Origin of the sequence: Limnohabitans rimovensis (SeqCode), assembly GCF_965234775.1 — a bacterium.
Lineage (GTDB): Bacteria > Pseudomonadota > Gammaproteobacteria > Burkholderiales > Burkholderiaceae_C > Limnohabitans > Limnohabitans rimovensis.
This window is the reverse complement of the sequence record NZ_OZ248562.1, coordinates 599,146-612,730: the sequence shown is the minus strand read 5'-3', so window position 1 is coordinate 612,730 and position 13,585 is coordinate 599,146. Positions and strand designations below refer to the sequence as shown.

The following is a 13,585-nucleotide window of genomic DNA, read 5'->3' as shown; positions in this document are numbered from 1 at the left end:
TTTTCAATTTCAATGGCGATAGTATATTGACAAATAAATTGTTTGTCAATATACTATCGCCAACTTAACTGAGAAAGGCCTTTGAGACATGAACGCAGTTCAACTCGATTTGGAAAAAATGAGGACTTCAGCCGACAAAGCCTGCCGCTTGATGAAGGTCTTGTCCAACCCCGACCGCATGATGTTGCTGTGTCAACTCGCCCAAGGGGAAAAAAGGGTGGGCGAACTCGAAGAAATTTTGGGCATCGTCCAACCCACTTTGTCGCAACAGCTCACGGTTTTGCGCGACGAGGGGCTGGTCGTCACCCGGCGCGAAGGCAAAAACATTTACTACCAAATCACCAGCACCGAAGCCATGGCGGTGATGGGTGTTTTATATCAACAATTTTGTGGACAACCAGAAGGAAACGAATCATGAACATCGACTGGAATCATTTCACGCCTTGGGCGTCACTCATTGGGGGCCTGCTGCTGGGCGTGGCCTCTGCGGTTTTTATATTGATCAACGGCCGCATTTTGGGCATCAGCGGCATCTTGGGCGGGCTGCTGCCCCCCAAAGTGGGAGACATCGGCTGGCGGGTGGCATTTTTGCTGGGTATGTTGGCGGCCCCCACCGTGTTCATGGCCCTGGCGCCAGCCGGTCTGGCCTCAGAGCCACGCATTGACGCCGGCTTTTGGACGGTGATTGCGGCCGGTTTGCTGGTGGGCATTGGCACCCGCTACGCCTCTGGTTGCACCAGTGGCCACGGTGTTTGCGGACTCTCGCGCCTGTCGCCGCGCTCCTTGGTCGCCACCCTGAGCTTCATGGGTGCTGGCTTTTTCATCGTTTACATCGTTCGACACGTCGTTTAAGGGCCCAGCATGAACAACAACACCATCCACCGCATCAGCGAATTTTTGGTCGGCCTGCTCTTTGGCCTGGGCCTGATCCTCTCCGGCATGACCGACCCGGGCAAAGTGATTGGGTTTTTAGACCTGTTTGGCAGCTGGGACCCATCCCTGGCGCTTGTCATGGGCGGGGCCATCGCCGTCGGCTTTTTTGCCTTCAGCTTGGCCAAAAAACGCACCGTTAACTTTTTGGGGGGCCTGCTGCGCTTGCCCAACAGCCAAGTGATTGACCGGCGCTTGGTCATTGGCAGCCTGATGTTTGGCGCAGGCTGGGGCATTGCTGGGTTTTGCCCCGGCCCCGCCCTCGTGTCCATGGCCGCCGGCCAACCCAAAGCGCTGCTGTTTGTGCTGGCCATGCTGGCAGGCATGGTGGGCTATGAATTGTTGGATCGCTTTATTCACGCGCCACGTAAAGCCAAACTCAGCCCATCATGAGGCACTTCAACAACAGTGCGTGCAGGGCGCAACCTAATATGGCGGGCAGATGACCACACCCACGCACTGGTTACCCACAATGCCCATTCTTGAATGGGGTCGAACTTACAACCGCGAAACCCTGACCAGCGATTTGGTGGCGGCCCTCATCGTCACCATCATGCTGATCCCGCAAAGCTTGGCCTATGCCTTGCTGGCGGGGCTGCCGCCCGAGGTGGGTTTGTACGCCAGCGTGGCGCCCTTGCTGTTGTACGCGGTGTTGGGCAGCAGTCGGGTGTTGGCGGTGGGTCCTGTGGCCGTGGTGTCGCTGATGACCGCCGCTGCGGTGGGCGAACACGCCGCCGCTGGCACTTATGCGTATTGGCAAGTGGCCATCACCTTGGCGTTTTTATCGGGTGGCATGTTGCTCATCATGGGTTTGTTGCGGCTGGGTTTCTTGGCGAACTTTTTAAGCCATCCCGTGATTTCGGGTTTCATTTCGGCCTCGGGTTTGCTGATTGCTTTGAGCCAACTGAAAACCCTCATGGGCGTGAAAGCCGAGGGTCATAACTTTGTCGAACTGTTGTCTTCGCTGCTGCACCAAGCCTCGAATGTGCATTTGTTGACTTTGGCCGTAGGCATTGCAGCCACCGTATTTTTGTTTTGGGTACGCAAGGGTTTGAAGCCTTTGCTGATCTCTGCGGGTTTGAAACCCAAGCTGGCCGATGTGCTGGCCAAAGCTGGTCCCGTGGTGGCGATTGCCTTGACCACCGTCTTGGCTTGGGGCCTGGATTGGCAGGGCCAAGGCATGAAGCTGGTGGGCACGGTGCCGCAAGGCTTGCCGCCCCTCACCGCACCTTTGTGGGATTTGGCGCTCTGGCAAGAACTGCTTGTGCCCGCCTTGCTCATCAGCGTGGTGGGGTTTGTGGAGTCGGTGTCGGTGGGTCAAACCCTGGCCGCCAAACGCCGCCAACGCATAGAACCCGACCAAGAGTTGGTGGCCTTGGGGGCTAGCAATTTGTCCGCGGCCTTCACAGGCGGCTTTCCAGTCACGGGCGGTTTTGCACGCTCGGTGGTCAACTTTGACGCGGGTGCAGTCACACCCGCTGCAGGCGTTTACACGGCGGTGGGCATCACCTTGGCCTCACTGTTTTTAACCCCCGCTTTGTTTTATTTGCCCCAAGCCACCTTGGCGGCCACCATCATCGTGGCGGTGTTGTCGCTGGTGGACTTCGGTATTTTGAAATCCACTTGGCGCTTTTCCAAACTCGACTTCATGGCGGTGGCCACCACCTTGCTAGCCACCTTGCTGGTGGGTGTGGAAAGCGGTTTGGTCTTGGGCGTGTTGGTATCTTTGGCGCTGTTTTTGTTGCGGGCCAGCCGACCGCATATCGCCACCGTCGGTTTGGTGCCGGGCACCGAGCATTTCCGCAATGTGCTGCGCCACGAGGTGTTGGTCAGCCCCAAGCTGGTATGTTTGCGGGTGGACGCCAGCATGTTCTTCGCCAATGCACGGGGCATTGAAGACCGCATCAACGCAGAAGTGGCGACCCGCCCCGAGTTGCAACACGTGTTGCTGCAATGCTCGGCGGTGAACGACATTGACGCCAGTGCCTTAGAGAGCTTGGAGGCGATTGCCAGCCGTTTGAAAGACTCAGGCATCGCCTTGCACTTCTCGGAAATCAAAGGGCCGGTGATGGACAAGCTCAGCACCACCCACTTTTTGGAGCACTTGCATGGCCAGGTGTTTTTGACCAACTACCAAGCCATACAAGCTTTAACGCCCGAGGTCATTCCCTGAAGCCCATATGAGTGAAAAAACCATCACTGTGAATTTGCAGCAACAGGCTGACTACCGGTTTGAGATCGTTTTTGACGATGCCATGCCGGTGCTGACCACAGATGAACCGGCGCCCTTGGGCACCGGCACAGGACCTTCACCCGTGCAACTGCTGTGCGCGGCAGTGGGCAACTGCCTGAGCGACTCATTGTTGTTTGCGTTTCGCAAATTTAAGCAAGCACCAGACCCGATTCACTGCGAGGTGCAGGCCTTGGTGGGGCGCAATGAACAAGGGCGTTTGCGGGTTCTGAAAATGCAAGCCAAGTTAAAGCTGGGCGTGCCGGCCAGCGCACTGGAGCACGCCCAGCGGGCGCTTGATCAATTTGAAGAGTTTTGCACCGTGACCCAAAGTGTGGGTCTGGGCATCCCCGTCCACACACGGGTGATGGATGTGCATGGCGTCATTTTGAAAGACTGACGCCAAGACCGGCACTCAGCTTTACTTGCGGCCACCGCCACCACCACCGCCAGCCCCAGGACCGGCTCCGGAACCGGCTGAAGCGCCACCGCCCGTTGCGCTTCCCATGCCACCCGATTTGCCTGTGGCACCGCCCTGCCCAGCCCCTTGTGGGGCGGATCCTTGAATGCCCAGGCCTTTGGCGGGTGGTTCGTTGGGCAGGGTGACGCCTCTGGCAGCCGCTCGAATTTTCATCTCTTCGTGGTGCTCCAAGCGAAAGGCTTCACGCGCTTGGTCTGTTTTCAAGCTTCGCATTTTGGTTTGGTAGGCGCTGCGTTCTGGGTCGCTCATCAATTGCGAGCCATAAATGGGCGTCAAAGAACTGGTCGTGTCTTGGGCCTGTACGCCCACGGTGTAGGCCATGACCACCGCTGACAGGGTCAGGGCCGCAACCAGCTTGGCGGTTGAATCAGATTGCATTTTCATTTTGAATTCCTTTGCATCACCACATGGGGAAAACGCAGCAGAGGATTCTGGATGCGTTGCGACGACCGTTTGAAGGCATCGACCACCCGCCATCGAAAGCCTCATTGGCTTGCAATTCGAATCGTGTCTGATTTTGCGATTGGCATGCACAAAAGGACTTGATGCACATCATGCTTGGGTCAATGGGTGTGTACATGGGGCCCCATGCCACGGGGCACCAGCGTGAAGAAATATCCCTGCCCCGCAAAGGACCCAAGGGCATTCACGCGGGTGATGAACGTTCGAAAGGAGCTATCCCCAGTGTTGCAACAGCACCATCACCACCGGCAAGCTGAGCATGCCCACCACGGTGGACAGCGACATGCCCAAGGTGATGGCCTCGCGCTCCAATGCATAGCGCTGAGACACCAAGAACACATTGGCACCCACAGGCAAGGCTGCGGCCAAAACCATCACAGCCCAGGGCACGCCTTGCAAGCCCACGGCCCAACCAACCAGGCCCACGCACAGGGGAAAAACCATGTTTTTCAGCACGGTCAGTTCAATGGGTTTGCGCCAAGTTTGAGGCTTGTCATTCGCTGAAGCCGACGCGCGCCAGACCTGAGCCAGATTGATGCCTACCAACAACAAGGCCATGGGGCCAAAAGCCGCGCCCAGCCATTGCAAGGGTCGGTCCAAGGCCTCAGGCAAGGCCCAACCGGTTTGTGAAAACGCCAGCCCCAACAAAATGGGCATGGGCACCGGGTGAAAAATGGATTGGCGCAAAGCCAAGGTCAAGGTGGCCCACAACGCAACCCTAGAAGTCCCCTCCATGGCTTGCCGGCTGCTTTGAGCCCGATGCCACTCCAGGTTCAAGGTGATCATGCTCACCAACACCAGCGAATGCACCGAAATCAAGGTGAACAACACCACCAAACCCGGCGGCCCATACACATAGCCCACCAAGGGGATGCCCAAGGCCACGGTGTTGCTGAACATGCTGGCCATTGCCCACATCGCCGCCGACAGCTTGCGCCCCCAAAACCACCACATGGCCCAGTAGAGCGCCACGGCACTCCCCAAATAAACCGCCAAGGGTTGCAGCACCAGGGTGGCGGGGTCCACATGGCTCATGGTGCGAAACAACAGGGCCGGTCCAAACACCGAAAACGCCAAGCGAGAGAGTTCTTGCGCGCCGCCAGGGCTGACCCAATTCCAGCGGCCCACGGCACAACCCATGGCAATGAGCAACATCACCGGGACCAAAGAGGAAATCACCACATCCAACATGGGTGGATTGTCCCCCAGCAGGCATGGCAATGACCGCCGCTGATGACGGCGGCCTTTGCCATGGCCTCAGGCAGTGGGCTTTGCAAGGGCCTTAAAAACTGATTTGCACGCCCAACTTCAAACTGCGCCCGGGCAAAGGCGCTTTGTAAACCGTTTGCCCTGTGTTGGCATCGTCATATTTGGCAGTCGTGGTCAGCACCGATGTGGGCGAATAAACCAGGGCATCGGTCAGGTTGGTGCCCCGCGCATACCAAAGCCACTGGCTGTTGCCTTGTTGCTGGCGAAAAGTCAGGCGCGCATTTAGCAGCGTGGACGATGGCGTGGCGCGGTCGCCAGCAGGGACTGCATCTTGCGCCATGGCGTGGTCCACACCGAAGCCAGCCAGCCAGGGGCCGCTTTGGCGGTCCAGCGTCAAGCCCAACCGAAACGGCGCAATGCGCGGCAAGGACTCTTGGGTATCGAGGTTGGTGGCGCGAACCATGTCGGCACGGGCACCCAAGACCCAGGCTGCTGAACCATCTTTGATGCGCCTGCTGCCTTGGGCTTCGAGGCCTTGAAAGCGGGCTCGCACCGAGCGGTAGTTGTAGGTCATGATCTCGGGGTCCTCATCGGAGGCAACACCTGTGTTGTACAAAGCAATGTGGCTGTCGTACTGGTTCACAAATGCATTCATGGCGAAACGGTCTTCACCGCTGCGCCAAGCCAGGCCTGCATCGAACTGGTTGGCCCGTTCCACACCCAAACTGGCGTTACCCACCTCGTGGGCATGGGTGGCCACATGTACCCCATTGGCAAACAATTCGTAGTGCTTGGGTGCGCGCTCGGTGCGGGCCACGTGGGTCAGCCACTGCCAACCCGGCGCCAACTGGTATTGCAAGCCCAGCGCGGCGCTCAAAGGTGCAAACGTCTTTTGCGCTGTGCTGTCGCAGACGGCACCGCCACTCAAACACCCCACCTTGGCTTGTTCGCTGCGCACACCCAATGTCCAACGGCCCCAGGATTTGGGCAGTTCTTCGTGCACATACAGCGCTTGATTTTGGGTTTCGCTGAACGGCGAATAGGCTTCATCCCCGCGTGCCTCAAAGCGAGAAGAGTCACCCTGCAATCCCCACACCCCTTGCATGCTTCCCAAAGGGCTGCTCCACGGGCTGTGCCGCGCTTGCAAGCGGTAGTCGGTACTGGGCGAGATGAACTCGGTACCAATGACACCGCTTTCCAACTCGGCATGGCGGTAATCAGTGCGGGCCACTTGCAGGTTCAAGCGTTCAACAAAAGCACCAGGCCTGCGCCACTCACCTTCCAGGGCATAGCGCGTGCTGCGCATGTCGATGGTGACCAAATCTTCGGCCACTGCGCCATATTGGCTGGCATATTGCGACACCGAGGCACCCAAGCGGCCATGATCCCAAAACAAGCTGGCCCCCACCGCACCGCCACTGGCGCTGTTGACCGAGTTACAAATCACCCGGCTGCTCACGCCGGTGCGATCGCAATTCAAACTCAAGGGAACGGCTGCGTCGCCACTGAAGCGGCGAAAGCCGTCCACATGCACCGCCCAACGCTCATTGCCCCACTCGACCAAACCCGCACCGCTGCGTTCTTGGTTGCCGCTGGCGGCGTTCAGGTCAAAACGCCCGAGCAGACCGCTGCCAGGCTCCATGGGTTGCTGCGGGATGCGGTTGTCGATCACATTGACCACCCCGCCCACCGCGCTGCCGCCGTACAACAAAGCGCCCGGCCCGCGCAGCACCTCAATGCGCTCCACGCTCAAGGGGTCTTGGGCCACCGCATGGTCTGGGCTCAGGCCCGAGAGGTCATGCGCTGCCCCACCGTTGTTGAGCAGGCGAATGCGGTCTCCGTCCAAGCCGCGGATGATGGGTCTGCCCGCATTCGGGCCAAAGTAACTGTTGGACACCCCAGGGGTTTGCGACAGCGTTTCACCCAAGGTAATGCCCGAGCGCAGCAACAACTCGGTGCCACTCAAACTGGTCACGGGGGCCGCGCTGGTGTCACGACCCAAGGGGTTGCCAGTGACCACCACCTCTTTCAGGCTCTGGGCCTGATTGGCGGGGGATGTTTGGGCCATGGCCCAAGGGGCGCAGATGGCCAACAGGCCTGCGCACAATGGCCAGGCCGATCGAATAAAGACATTCATGATTTCTTTCCAATTGAAATTGCAATGACAAAACAACCCAGCCCATGCGGGGGGGTGTTCAAAGGCAGTGAATCAAGAAAGAAACAAAGGTGGTGCGCGGGCCTGGTAGGCCAAAAGCCATTGGTGCTGCACTGGCACCACAGCCCCAACCAAGTGCAAAACACATGGGGCCAGGCCCCCCAGGTGCTGCGATGCGGTGATCAAGCCATCGCTGTGCGCGAGTTGATCAAACAACCGACATTCGGTGTCGCTGTGGTGCGACAACCATTCTGGCGCCTCCAAAACAGCGTGTGAATCACCCGCATGCGCATGTGGTTTCGCAGCGTCCTGGGTTGCCTCGGCGTGAGCTGACGAAGCCTGCCCAACGGGGCTGTGCCAAATGGCATGGTTCAAGCCCAGCCACTGCGCCCACAAGAGGGCGAATGCCAGACCTGCAAGCCTGAGACGCGCCATCACCATCAGGTGGCCAAACTGGAAAAGGTTTTTTGGAACTTGGCCACTTTGGGTCCGACCACAAAAGCGCAATAGCCTTGGTTGGGGTTGCGCTCGAAATAGTCTTGGTGGTAGTCCTCGGCCGGCCAGTAATTGGCCCGCATCACCACCTCGGTGACCACAGGCTTACCAAAAGCCTTGCTTTGGTTCAAATGCGCCACCCATTCTTGGGCCAAGGCCAAATCACCTGCGTTGTCCACGTAAATACCGCTGCGGTATTGGGTGCCCACGTCGTTGCCTTGGCGATTGAGCGTGGTCGGGTCATGCACCGCGAAGAACACCTCGAGCAACTGCGACAAGCTCACCTGGGTGTCGTCGTAGCGCAACTGCACCACCTCAACATGCCCGGTATTGCCATCACAGACTTGCTCGTAGCTGGGTTGGTGCACATGGCCGTTGCAATACGCCGATTCGACATCGGTCACGCCTTTGACGCGCACAAACACCGCTTCGGTGCACCAAAAGCAACCGCCGCCCAAGGTGATGGTGCGCTCGCTCATGCCGCCCCCTGGATGTGTTCGCGCACCGCCTGCCCCAAACGGCCCATGCCTTCGTCGATCTTGGCTTCATCGGCGGTGGCAAAGCTCAAGCGCAGGCTGCTGGTGTCGGGTTGATCGGCATAGAAAGGCGCTCCCGGCACAAAGGCCACTCCTTTGTCGATGGCCAGCTTGGCCAGCACCTGACCGTCGCTGGGTGCACCACCCGCACCGGTCAAATAAGCCCAAAAAAACAATCCCCCTTGGGGTTGGGTAAAGCGCACCGCCGCACCCAGTTCACGCTGCAATGCCGCACCCATGGCCTGGGCGCGCCGTGCATACACCTGGCGCACCTTGTCCAAGGTGGCGGGCATGCGCCCAGACTTCAAATACTGGGCGGCCGTGGCCTGGGCAAAAGTAGAGGTATGGGCGTCGCTGAACTGCTTGCACATGGTGGCCCGCGACAGCAACTCAGGGGGGGCGATCAACCAACCCACGCGCAAGCCGGGGCTGAGCACCTTGCTCAAACTGCCGCAGTGGGCCAGCCATTCGCGGCTGCCAGGCACACGCTCGCTCAGGGCCAGCAGGCTGGGCGGTGGTGGTTCGCCAAAGTACAAGTCGCCATAGGGGTCGTCCTCGACCACCAACACCTGGTGGCGCACGGCCAGTTCCAAAATTTTCAGCCGACGCTCCAAGCTGAGCATGGCCCCACTGGGGTTGCCAAAGGTGGGCACCAGGTAAATCAGCTTGGGCTTGTGTTTGACCACCAGCGCCTCGAGCGCTTCCACATCCACGCCCTGGTCATCAATCGGCGCACCGATCACGCGCGGGCCATACAAGCGAAAGCACTGGATGGTGGCCAAAAAGGTGGGGGCCTCGACGATCACCGTGTCTTGCGGGTCGAGCATGGTTTTGCCAATCAGGTCCAGCGCTTGCTGGCTGCCGGTGGTGACGATCAAGCCCTCTGGGCTCAGACCCGCCACACCTTTGCTGGCCATGAATTGGCTCAACTGTTCGCGCAAGGCCGGGTAGCCTTCGGTCGCGCCATATTGCAAGGCGGGTCCGGGCTCATGGGCCAAGACATGCTGGCTGGCATGTTGGATGCCCTCGACGTCAAACATCGCGCTGTCGGGAAAGCCGCCCGCAAAGCTGATGATGCCGGGCTTGCCCAGCAGCTTGAACAGCTCACGGATCGCGGAGGTTTCAACGTTGTTCAGGCGTTGTGCAAATTGCATGGGAGAATTCACCAAAGAAAATTAATTGGAATCTGACCCCAATTAAAGCCATGAAAAAAAACCAAATCGAGCCTTTTTTTGCCACCTTGAAAGCGGCCAATCCTCAGCCCAATACGGAGCTGGAGTATACGAGCGTGTTTGAGCTGCTCACCGCTGTCTTGCTCAGCGCCCAAGCCACCGATGTGGGGGTGAACAAAGCCACGCGGCGCTTGTTCGCGGTGGCCCACACCCCAGCCCGCATCTTGGCCTTGGGCCTGGACGGATTGGAGGCGCACATCCGCACCATAGGTCTGTACCACAGCAAAGCCCGGCACCTGCTGCAAACCTGCGAGATATTGCTGCGCGAACATGGTGGTGAGGTGCCCAATGACAGGGCCGCCTTGGAAGCCCTGCCCGGCGTGGGCCGAAAAACCGCCAATGTGGTGCTGAATGTGGCCTTTGGCCAGCCCACCATGGCGGTGGACACGCATATTTTTCGGGTCGGCAACCGCACCGGTTTGGCACCCGGCAAAACGCCGTATGAAGTTGAAATGGGTTTGCTGCAACGCATCCCTCTCGCTTATTTGGTGGACGCCCACCATTGGCTGATTTTGCTCGGGCGCTATGTCTGCCAAGCGCGCAAACCCCTGTGCTGGCAATGTGCGGTGGCTTCCCATTGCGCATACCGCCCCAAAACCCCTGCGCCCGTTTGAGGGCATCTTTTTCACACATATTTCTTTATGACGCCTCAACACATTGGTTTCATTGGCTTGGGGGTGATGGGCACGCCCATGGCCACCCACCTGGCCCAAGCGGGCCACCATGTGTGGCTGCATGACGCGCAAGCCGATGTGGCCCTGGATTTGGCCAACACGCTGGGCGCCAAGGCCGTGGCCTTGGAAGACCCGCGTGCGGTGGGGGCGCACAGCGACATCGTGTTCACCATGCTGCCCCACGGCCAGGTGGTCCAAGACGTGGCCTTGGGCACAGACAAGCCCGGTTTTGGTCTGATCGATGGGCTCAAGCCCGGTGGCTTGGTGGTTGACACCTCCTCGTGCGAGCCGTGGCTGACACGCCAAACCGCTGCCGCCTTGGCCGAACGCGGCATTGGCATGATCGACGCCCCTGTCTCTGGTGCCCAATGGGGTGCTCAGGCTGCGGAGTTGGTGTTCATGGTCGGTGGCGCTGACGCCGATTTGGCGCGGGCACGTCCGCTTCTGGAAGTGATGGGCAAATCCATCTTCCACCTGGGCGAAGTGGGCTGTGGCCACGCCATGAAAGCCATCAACAACTGCATCACCGCCATCACCTTGATGAACACCACTGAAGGGTTGCTGGCCGGGCAACGCTACGGTCTGGACCCCGCTGTGATGGTCGACGTGCTCAACGCTTCCACCGGCGGCAGTTGGGTGGCGCAAACGCATTTCCACCAGCGGGTGTTCAACCGCGCTTTTGATGACCCGTTCAAGCTGGAATTGATGGTCAAGGACATGGGCATCGCATCCACTTTGGCACAGCAAACACAAACACCCGCGCCCGTCTGGGCGGTGGCCCAAGCCCTGTGGCAACAAGCCCTGGTAAGTGCAGCCCCCCAAGCCAGTGTCAGCGAAGTGGTGCGCTGGATGGAGCAACAAACCGGCACCGACTTGAGCGCCGGCGCCAAGACGCCATCAGGGGGCTGAAGCGTCGATGTCGGCGCGGGCCACGGCCATGGCTTGGCGCAGCACGTCCAAGTCGCCAATGTGGTTGGCCAGCACCAAAATCAACTTGGCATTCAGCAATGCACTTTGGGCTTCGCTCAGGCCTACGTGGGTGTCCAACAGCGCTTCATAAAAATCGTCGCTCACGCTGGGGTCGGCGCTGGGCGGGCGCTGCGCGTCGTGGAAATGGGGGGTCAGCTTCAATTCAGCCATGGGGTGCTTTCACAAAGGGCCCAAGCCCAGCTCTTGCAAGATGGCCTGGGTGTGTTCGCCCACCTGGGGGATGGGGTCCATGCGGTAGTCGTATGCACTGTTGCGCCCAGGCGGCAACAAGGCCGGCAAGGGGCCGGCACTGGAGCCCACATCCCGCCAGCGCCCCCGCGCTTGCAGCTGCGGATGGGCCCACACATCGGCCAGGCTGTTGACACGCGCATTGGCAATTTGGGCCATCTCTAGGCGTTCAATCACTTGGTCGGCGCTGAGCTTGGAAAAAACCGCATCAATGGCAGCCGCCAAGGCTTGGCGGTTGGCGTTGCGCTGCACCCCAGAGTTGAAGCGCGGGTCTAGGGCCAAATCGGCTTGCAGCATCACATGGGTGCAAAACGACTGCCATTCGCGCTCGTTTTGAATGCCCAGCATCACCGCCGGGCCCTCACCCACGGGGAATGGGCCATACGGGTAGATGGTGGCGTGTGCCGAGCCCGTGCGCGGGGGCGGTGCGGCACCATCCATGGCGTAGTACATGGGAAAGCCCATCCATTCGGTCAAGGCCTCGAGCATGGACACATCGATGTGCGCCCCTTCGCCGGTTTTGTCGCGCTGGATGATGGCCGCCAAGATGTTGCTGTAGGCATACATGCCAGCGGCAATGTCGGCGATCGAATTGCCAGATTTGGAGGGTGTGTCGGGCGTGCCGGTGATGCCCAAATAACCCGCCTCGCTTTGGATCAACAGGTCATAGGCTTTTTTGTCTCGGTAAGGCCCGTCTTGGCCATAGCCCGAGATGTCGCACACGATCAAGCGTGGGTTTTGCGCGCGCAAGGTGGCGGCGTCCAAGCCCATGCGGGTGGTGGCGCCAGGGGCCAGGTTTTGCACCACCACGTCGGCGCGGGCAATCAAAGTTTTGAGGGCGGCCAGAGATTCAGGTTGCTTTAAATCGAGTGCCAGGCTTTCTTTGGATCGATTGACCCACACAAAATGCGAGGCCAAACCCCGCGCGCGGCGGTCATAGTCACGCGCAAAGTCGCCGCTGCCCGGGCGCTCGACCTTGATGACGCGAGCGCCCAAATCGGCCAAGTGGCGGGTGCACAGGGGCGCAGCAATCGCGTGCTCCAGCGACACCACGGTGATGTGGTCCAGCGGGCGGGTCATGCCAACTCCGCGCTGGCTTGCATGGTGAGCCAGCCTTCGTGGTCTTGGGCCCACAAATCCACCCGGTTGCCGTCGGGCTGGCCGCACACCTTGAACGCCCTGCCATCGGCGCACTCAAAAGTGGGGCGCAGCGCTTTGAAGGAAAACTGGCGCACCGGTCGGTCGGTGTGCCTGGCCACCAAGTCGAGCAACAAGGTGGCCAACAAGGGCCCGTGCACCACCAAACCGGGGTAGCCCTCTTCTTGGGTGACATAGCTGCGGTCGTAGTGGATGCGGTGGCCGTTGAAGGTCAGCGCCGAATACCGAAACAGCAACACCGCATCGGGCACCACCGTGCGCTGCCAAGCTGCTTGACTGGGGGCGGCCACTGGGGCGATCACCGGGTCGCTGGGCTGGGGTGCGGGTCGGTAAACGATGTCGTGCACCTCGGTCAAACACAAGCCGGCTTGGCTGTGCACCTCGTGCTCAACCTCCACAAAAATCAAGTCACCAGAACGCCCGGCTTTGTGCTTGACCGAAGCAATGCGCGAACGCCTTTGCACCGCATCGCCCACTTTGATCGCCTGCACCCAGGTCAAACGCCCGCCAGCCCACATGCGCCGGGGTAAGGGCACGGGCGGCAAAAACCCACCGCGCAGGGCATGGCCATCGGGGCCCAATTCGCTTTGCGCATGGGTCGGCAAAAAATACAGCCAATGGCCCAAAGGTGGAAGCTCTGTGCCACGCTGCACATCGCTCAATGGCCGGTCGAGGGTGGCCATCCAGCCGCGCAATGGGGCGGCACTGATGTCATCGTGCAAGGTATCGCTGCGTCCTTGCCAAGATTGCAAGTGCGCCAAGGTGGTGGGATCGATCAAAGTCATGGGCGCAGTCTACCCAATCC

General features: G+C 59.8%; 15 protein-coding genes. 7 read left to right on the top strand and 8 right to left on the bottom strand.

Annotation, left to right across the window (positions count from 1 at the left end):
* The first annotated feature begins 88 nt into the window (after positions 1-88).
* From AC8GFZ_RS02960 to AC8GFZ_RS02940, 5 genes are all read left to right on the top strand, one after another.
* A complete protein-coding gene (locus AC8GFZ_RS02960; RefSeq protein WP_506642187.1) occupies positions 89-418 on the top strand; it encodes an ArsR/SmtB family transcription factor in 330 nt (109 codons plus the stop codon).
* Positions 415-852, top strand: coding sequence for a YeeE/YedE family protein (locus AC8GFZ_RS02955; protein WP_506642185.1), 438 nt, complete (start codon positions 415-417; stop codon positions 850-852). The genes AC8GFZ_RS02960 and AC8GFZ_RS02955 overlap by 4 nt, the downstream gene beginning before the upstream one ends.
* 9 nt (positions 853-861) lie before the next feature.
* Entirely contained in the window at positions 862-1,323 is a 462-nt protein-coding gene (locus AC8GFZ_RS02950; RefSeq protein ID WP_506642183.1) for a DUF6691 family protein, read from the top strand.
* Between the two features lie 79 nt (positions 1,324-1,402).
* Positions 1,403-3,103, top strand: coding sequence for a SulP family inorganic anion transporter (locus tag AC8GFZ_RS02945; RefSeq protein WP_506642181.1), 1,701 nt, complete (start codon positions 1,403-1,405; stop codon positions 3,101-3,103).
* A gap of 7 nt (positions 3,104-3,110) precedes the next feature.
* Entirely contained in the window at positions 3,111-3,560 is a 450-nt protein-coding gene (locus AC8GFZ_RS02940) for an OsmC family protein (protein ID WP_506642179.1), read from the top strand.
* Positions 3,561-3,581: 21 nt separating this feature from the next.
* Here AC8GFZ_RS02940 and AC8GFZ_RS02935 read toward each other — a convergent pair whose 3' ends face one another.
* From AC8GFZ_RS02935 to AC8GFZ_RS02915, 5 genes are all read right to left on the bottom strand, one after another.
* Complete coding sequence (locus tag AC8GFZ_RS02935; protein ID WP_506642177.1) at positions 3,582-4,025, bottom strand: hypothetical protein; 444 nt, start codon at positions 4,023-4,025, stop codon at positions 3,582-3,584.
* A 291-nt stretch (positions 4,026-4,316) separates the two neighbouring features.
* A complete protein-coding gene (locus AC8GFZ_RS02930; RefSeq protein WP_506642175.1) occupies positions 4,317-5,294 on the bottom strand; it encodes an AEC family transporter in 978 nt (325 codons plus the stop codon).
* A gap of 91 nt (positions 5,295-5,385) precedes the next feature.
* Positions 5,386-7,449 (bottom strand): TonB-dependent receptor, encoded by a 2,064-nt coding sequence (locus AC8GFZ_RS02925; protein WP_506642173.1) that lies wholly within the window; start codon positions 7,447-7,449, stop codon positions 5,386-5,388.
* 458 nt (positions 7,450-7,907) lie between these two features.
* A complete protein-coding gene (gene msrA / locus AC8GFZ_RS02920; protein ID WP_506642171.1) occupies positions 7,908-8,441 on the bottom strand; it encodes a peptide-methionine (S)-S-oxide reductase MsrA in 534 nt (177 codons plus the stop codon).
* The gene (locus AC8GFZ_RS02915; RefSeq protein WP_506642169.1) at positions 8,438-9,652 is read right to left on the bottom strand and encodes an aminotransferase-like domain-containing protein; all 1,215 of its coding nucleotides are present in this window, start codon (positions 9,650-9,652) and stop codon (positions 8,438-8,440) included. The genes msrA and AC8GFZ_RS02915 overlap by 4 nt, the downstream gene beginning before the upstream one ends.
* A 50-nt stretch (positions 9,653-9,702) precedes the next feature.
* Between AC8GFZ_RS02915 and nth the strand changes: the two genes are divergently transcribed.
* Both nth and AC8GFZ_RS02905 read left to right on the top strand, forming a co-directional pair.
* Positions 9,703-10,344 carry an endonuclease III gene (gene nth / locus AC8GFZ_RS02910; protein WP_506642167.1) on the top strand — a complete coding sequence of 214 codons (642 nt, stop codon included), beginning with the start codon at positions 9,703-9,705 and terminating at the stop codon, positions 10,342-10,344.
* 27 nt (positions 10,345-10,371) lie between these two features.
* Positions 10,372-11,313, top strand: a complete 942-nt coding sequence (locus AC8GFZ_RS02905) for an NAD(P)-dependent oxidoreductase (protein WP_506642165.1) — start codon at positions 10,372-10,374, stop codon at positions 11,311-11,313.
* Here the strand turns inward: AC8GFZ_RS02905 and AC8GFZ_RS02900 are convergent.
* From AC8GFZ_RS02900 to AC8GFZ_RS02890, 3 genes are read right to left on the bottom strand one after another with little or no spacing between them, the layout of a single operon-like run.
* Positions 11,302-11,544, bottom strand: coding sequence for a DUF2783 domain-containing protein (locus tag AC8GFZ_RS02900; RefSeq protein ID WP_506642164.1), 243 nt, complete (start codon positions 11,542-11,544; stop codon positions 11,302-11,304). The genes AC8GFZ_RS02905 and AC8GFZ_RS02900 overlap by 12 nt on opposite strands.
* Before the next feature lie 9 nt (positions 11,545-11,553).
* Entirely contained in the window at positions 11,554-12,702 is a 1,149-nt protein-coding gene (locus AC8GFZ_RS02895; protein WP_506642162.1) for a CaiB/BaiF CoA transferase family protein, read from the bottom strand.
* The gene (locus AC8GFZ_RS02890) at positions 12,699-13,565 is read right to left on the bottom strand and encodes an HTD2 family dehydratase (RefSeq protein ID WP_506642160.1); all 867 of its coding nucleotides are present in this window, start codon (positions 13,563-13,565) and stop codon (positions 12,699-12,701) included. Before AC8GFZ_RS02890 ends, AC8GFZ_RS02895 begins: the two co-directional genes overlap by 4 nt.
* Between the last annotated feature and the right edge of the window lie 20 nt (positions 13,566-13,585).

Coding starts and splice junctions, on each gene's coding strand:
- AC8GFZ_RS02955 (WP_506642185.1), top strand. CDS start 415: ATGAACATCGACTGGAATCATTTCACGCCTTGGGCGTCACTCATTGGG.
- AC8GFZ_RS02925 (WP_506642173.1), bottom strand. CDS start 7,449: ATGAATGTCTTTATTCGATCGGCCTGGCCATTGTGCGCAGGCCTGTTG.
- AC8GFZ_RS02900 (WP_506642164.1), bottom strand. CDS start 11,544: ATGGCTGAATTGAAGCTGACCCCCCATTTCCACGACGCGCAGCGCCCG.
- AC8GFZ_RS02915 (WP_506642169.1), bottom strand. CDS start 9,652: ATGCAATTTGCACAACGCCTGAACAACGTTGAAACCTCCGCGATCCGT.
- AC8GFZ_RS02960 (WP_506642187.1), top strand. CDS start 89: ATGAACGCAGTTCAACTCGATTTGGAAAAAATGAGGACTTCAGCCGAC.
- AC8GFZ_RS02930 (WP_506642175.1), bottom strand. CDS start 5,294: ATGTTGGATGTGGTGATTTCCTCTTTGGTCCCGGTGATGTTGCTCATT.
- nth (WP_506642167.1), top strand. CDS start 9,703: ATGAAAAAAAACCAAATCGAGCCTTTTTTTGCCACCTTGAAAGCGGCC.
- AC8GFZ_RS02895 (WP_506642162.1), bottom strand. CDS start 12,702: ATGACCCGCCCGCTGGACCACATCACCGTGGTGTCGCTGGAGCACGCG.
- msrA (WP_506642171.1), bottom strand. CDS start 8,441: ATGAGCGAGCGCACCATCACCTTGGGCGGCGGTTGCTTTTGGTGCACC.
- AC8GFZ_RS02950 (WP_506642183.1), top strand. CDS start 862: ATGAACAACAACACCATCCACCGCATCAGCGAATTTTTGGTCGGCCTG.
- AC8GFZ_RS02905 (WP_506642165.1), top strand. CDS start 10,372: ATGACGCCTCAACACATTGGTTTCATTGGCTTGGGGGTGATGGGCACG.
- AC8GFZ_RS02945 (WP_506642181.1), top strand. CDS start 1,403: ATGCCCATTCTTGAATGGGGTCGAACTTACAACCGCGAAACCCTGACC.
- AC8GFZ_RS02890 (WP_506642160.1), bottom strand. CDS start 13,565: ATGACTTTGATCGATCCCACCACCTTGGCGCACTTGCAATCTTGGCAA.
- AC8GFZ_RS02935 (WP_506642177.1), bottom strand. CDS start 4,025: ATGAAAATGCAATCTGATTCAACCGCCAAGCTGGTTGCGGCCCTGACC.
- AC8GFZ_RS02940 (WP_506642179.1), top strand. CDS start 3,111: ATGAGTGAAAAAACCATCACTGTGAATTTGCAGCAACAGGCTGACTAC.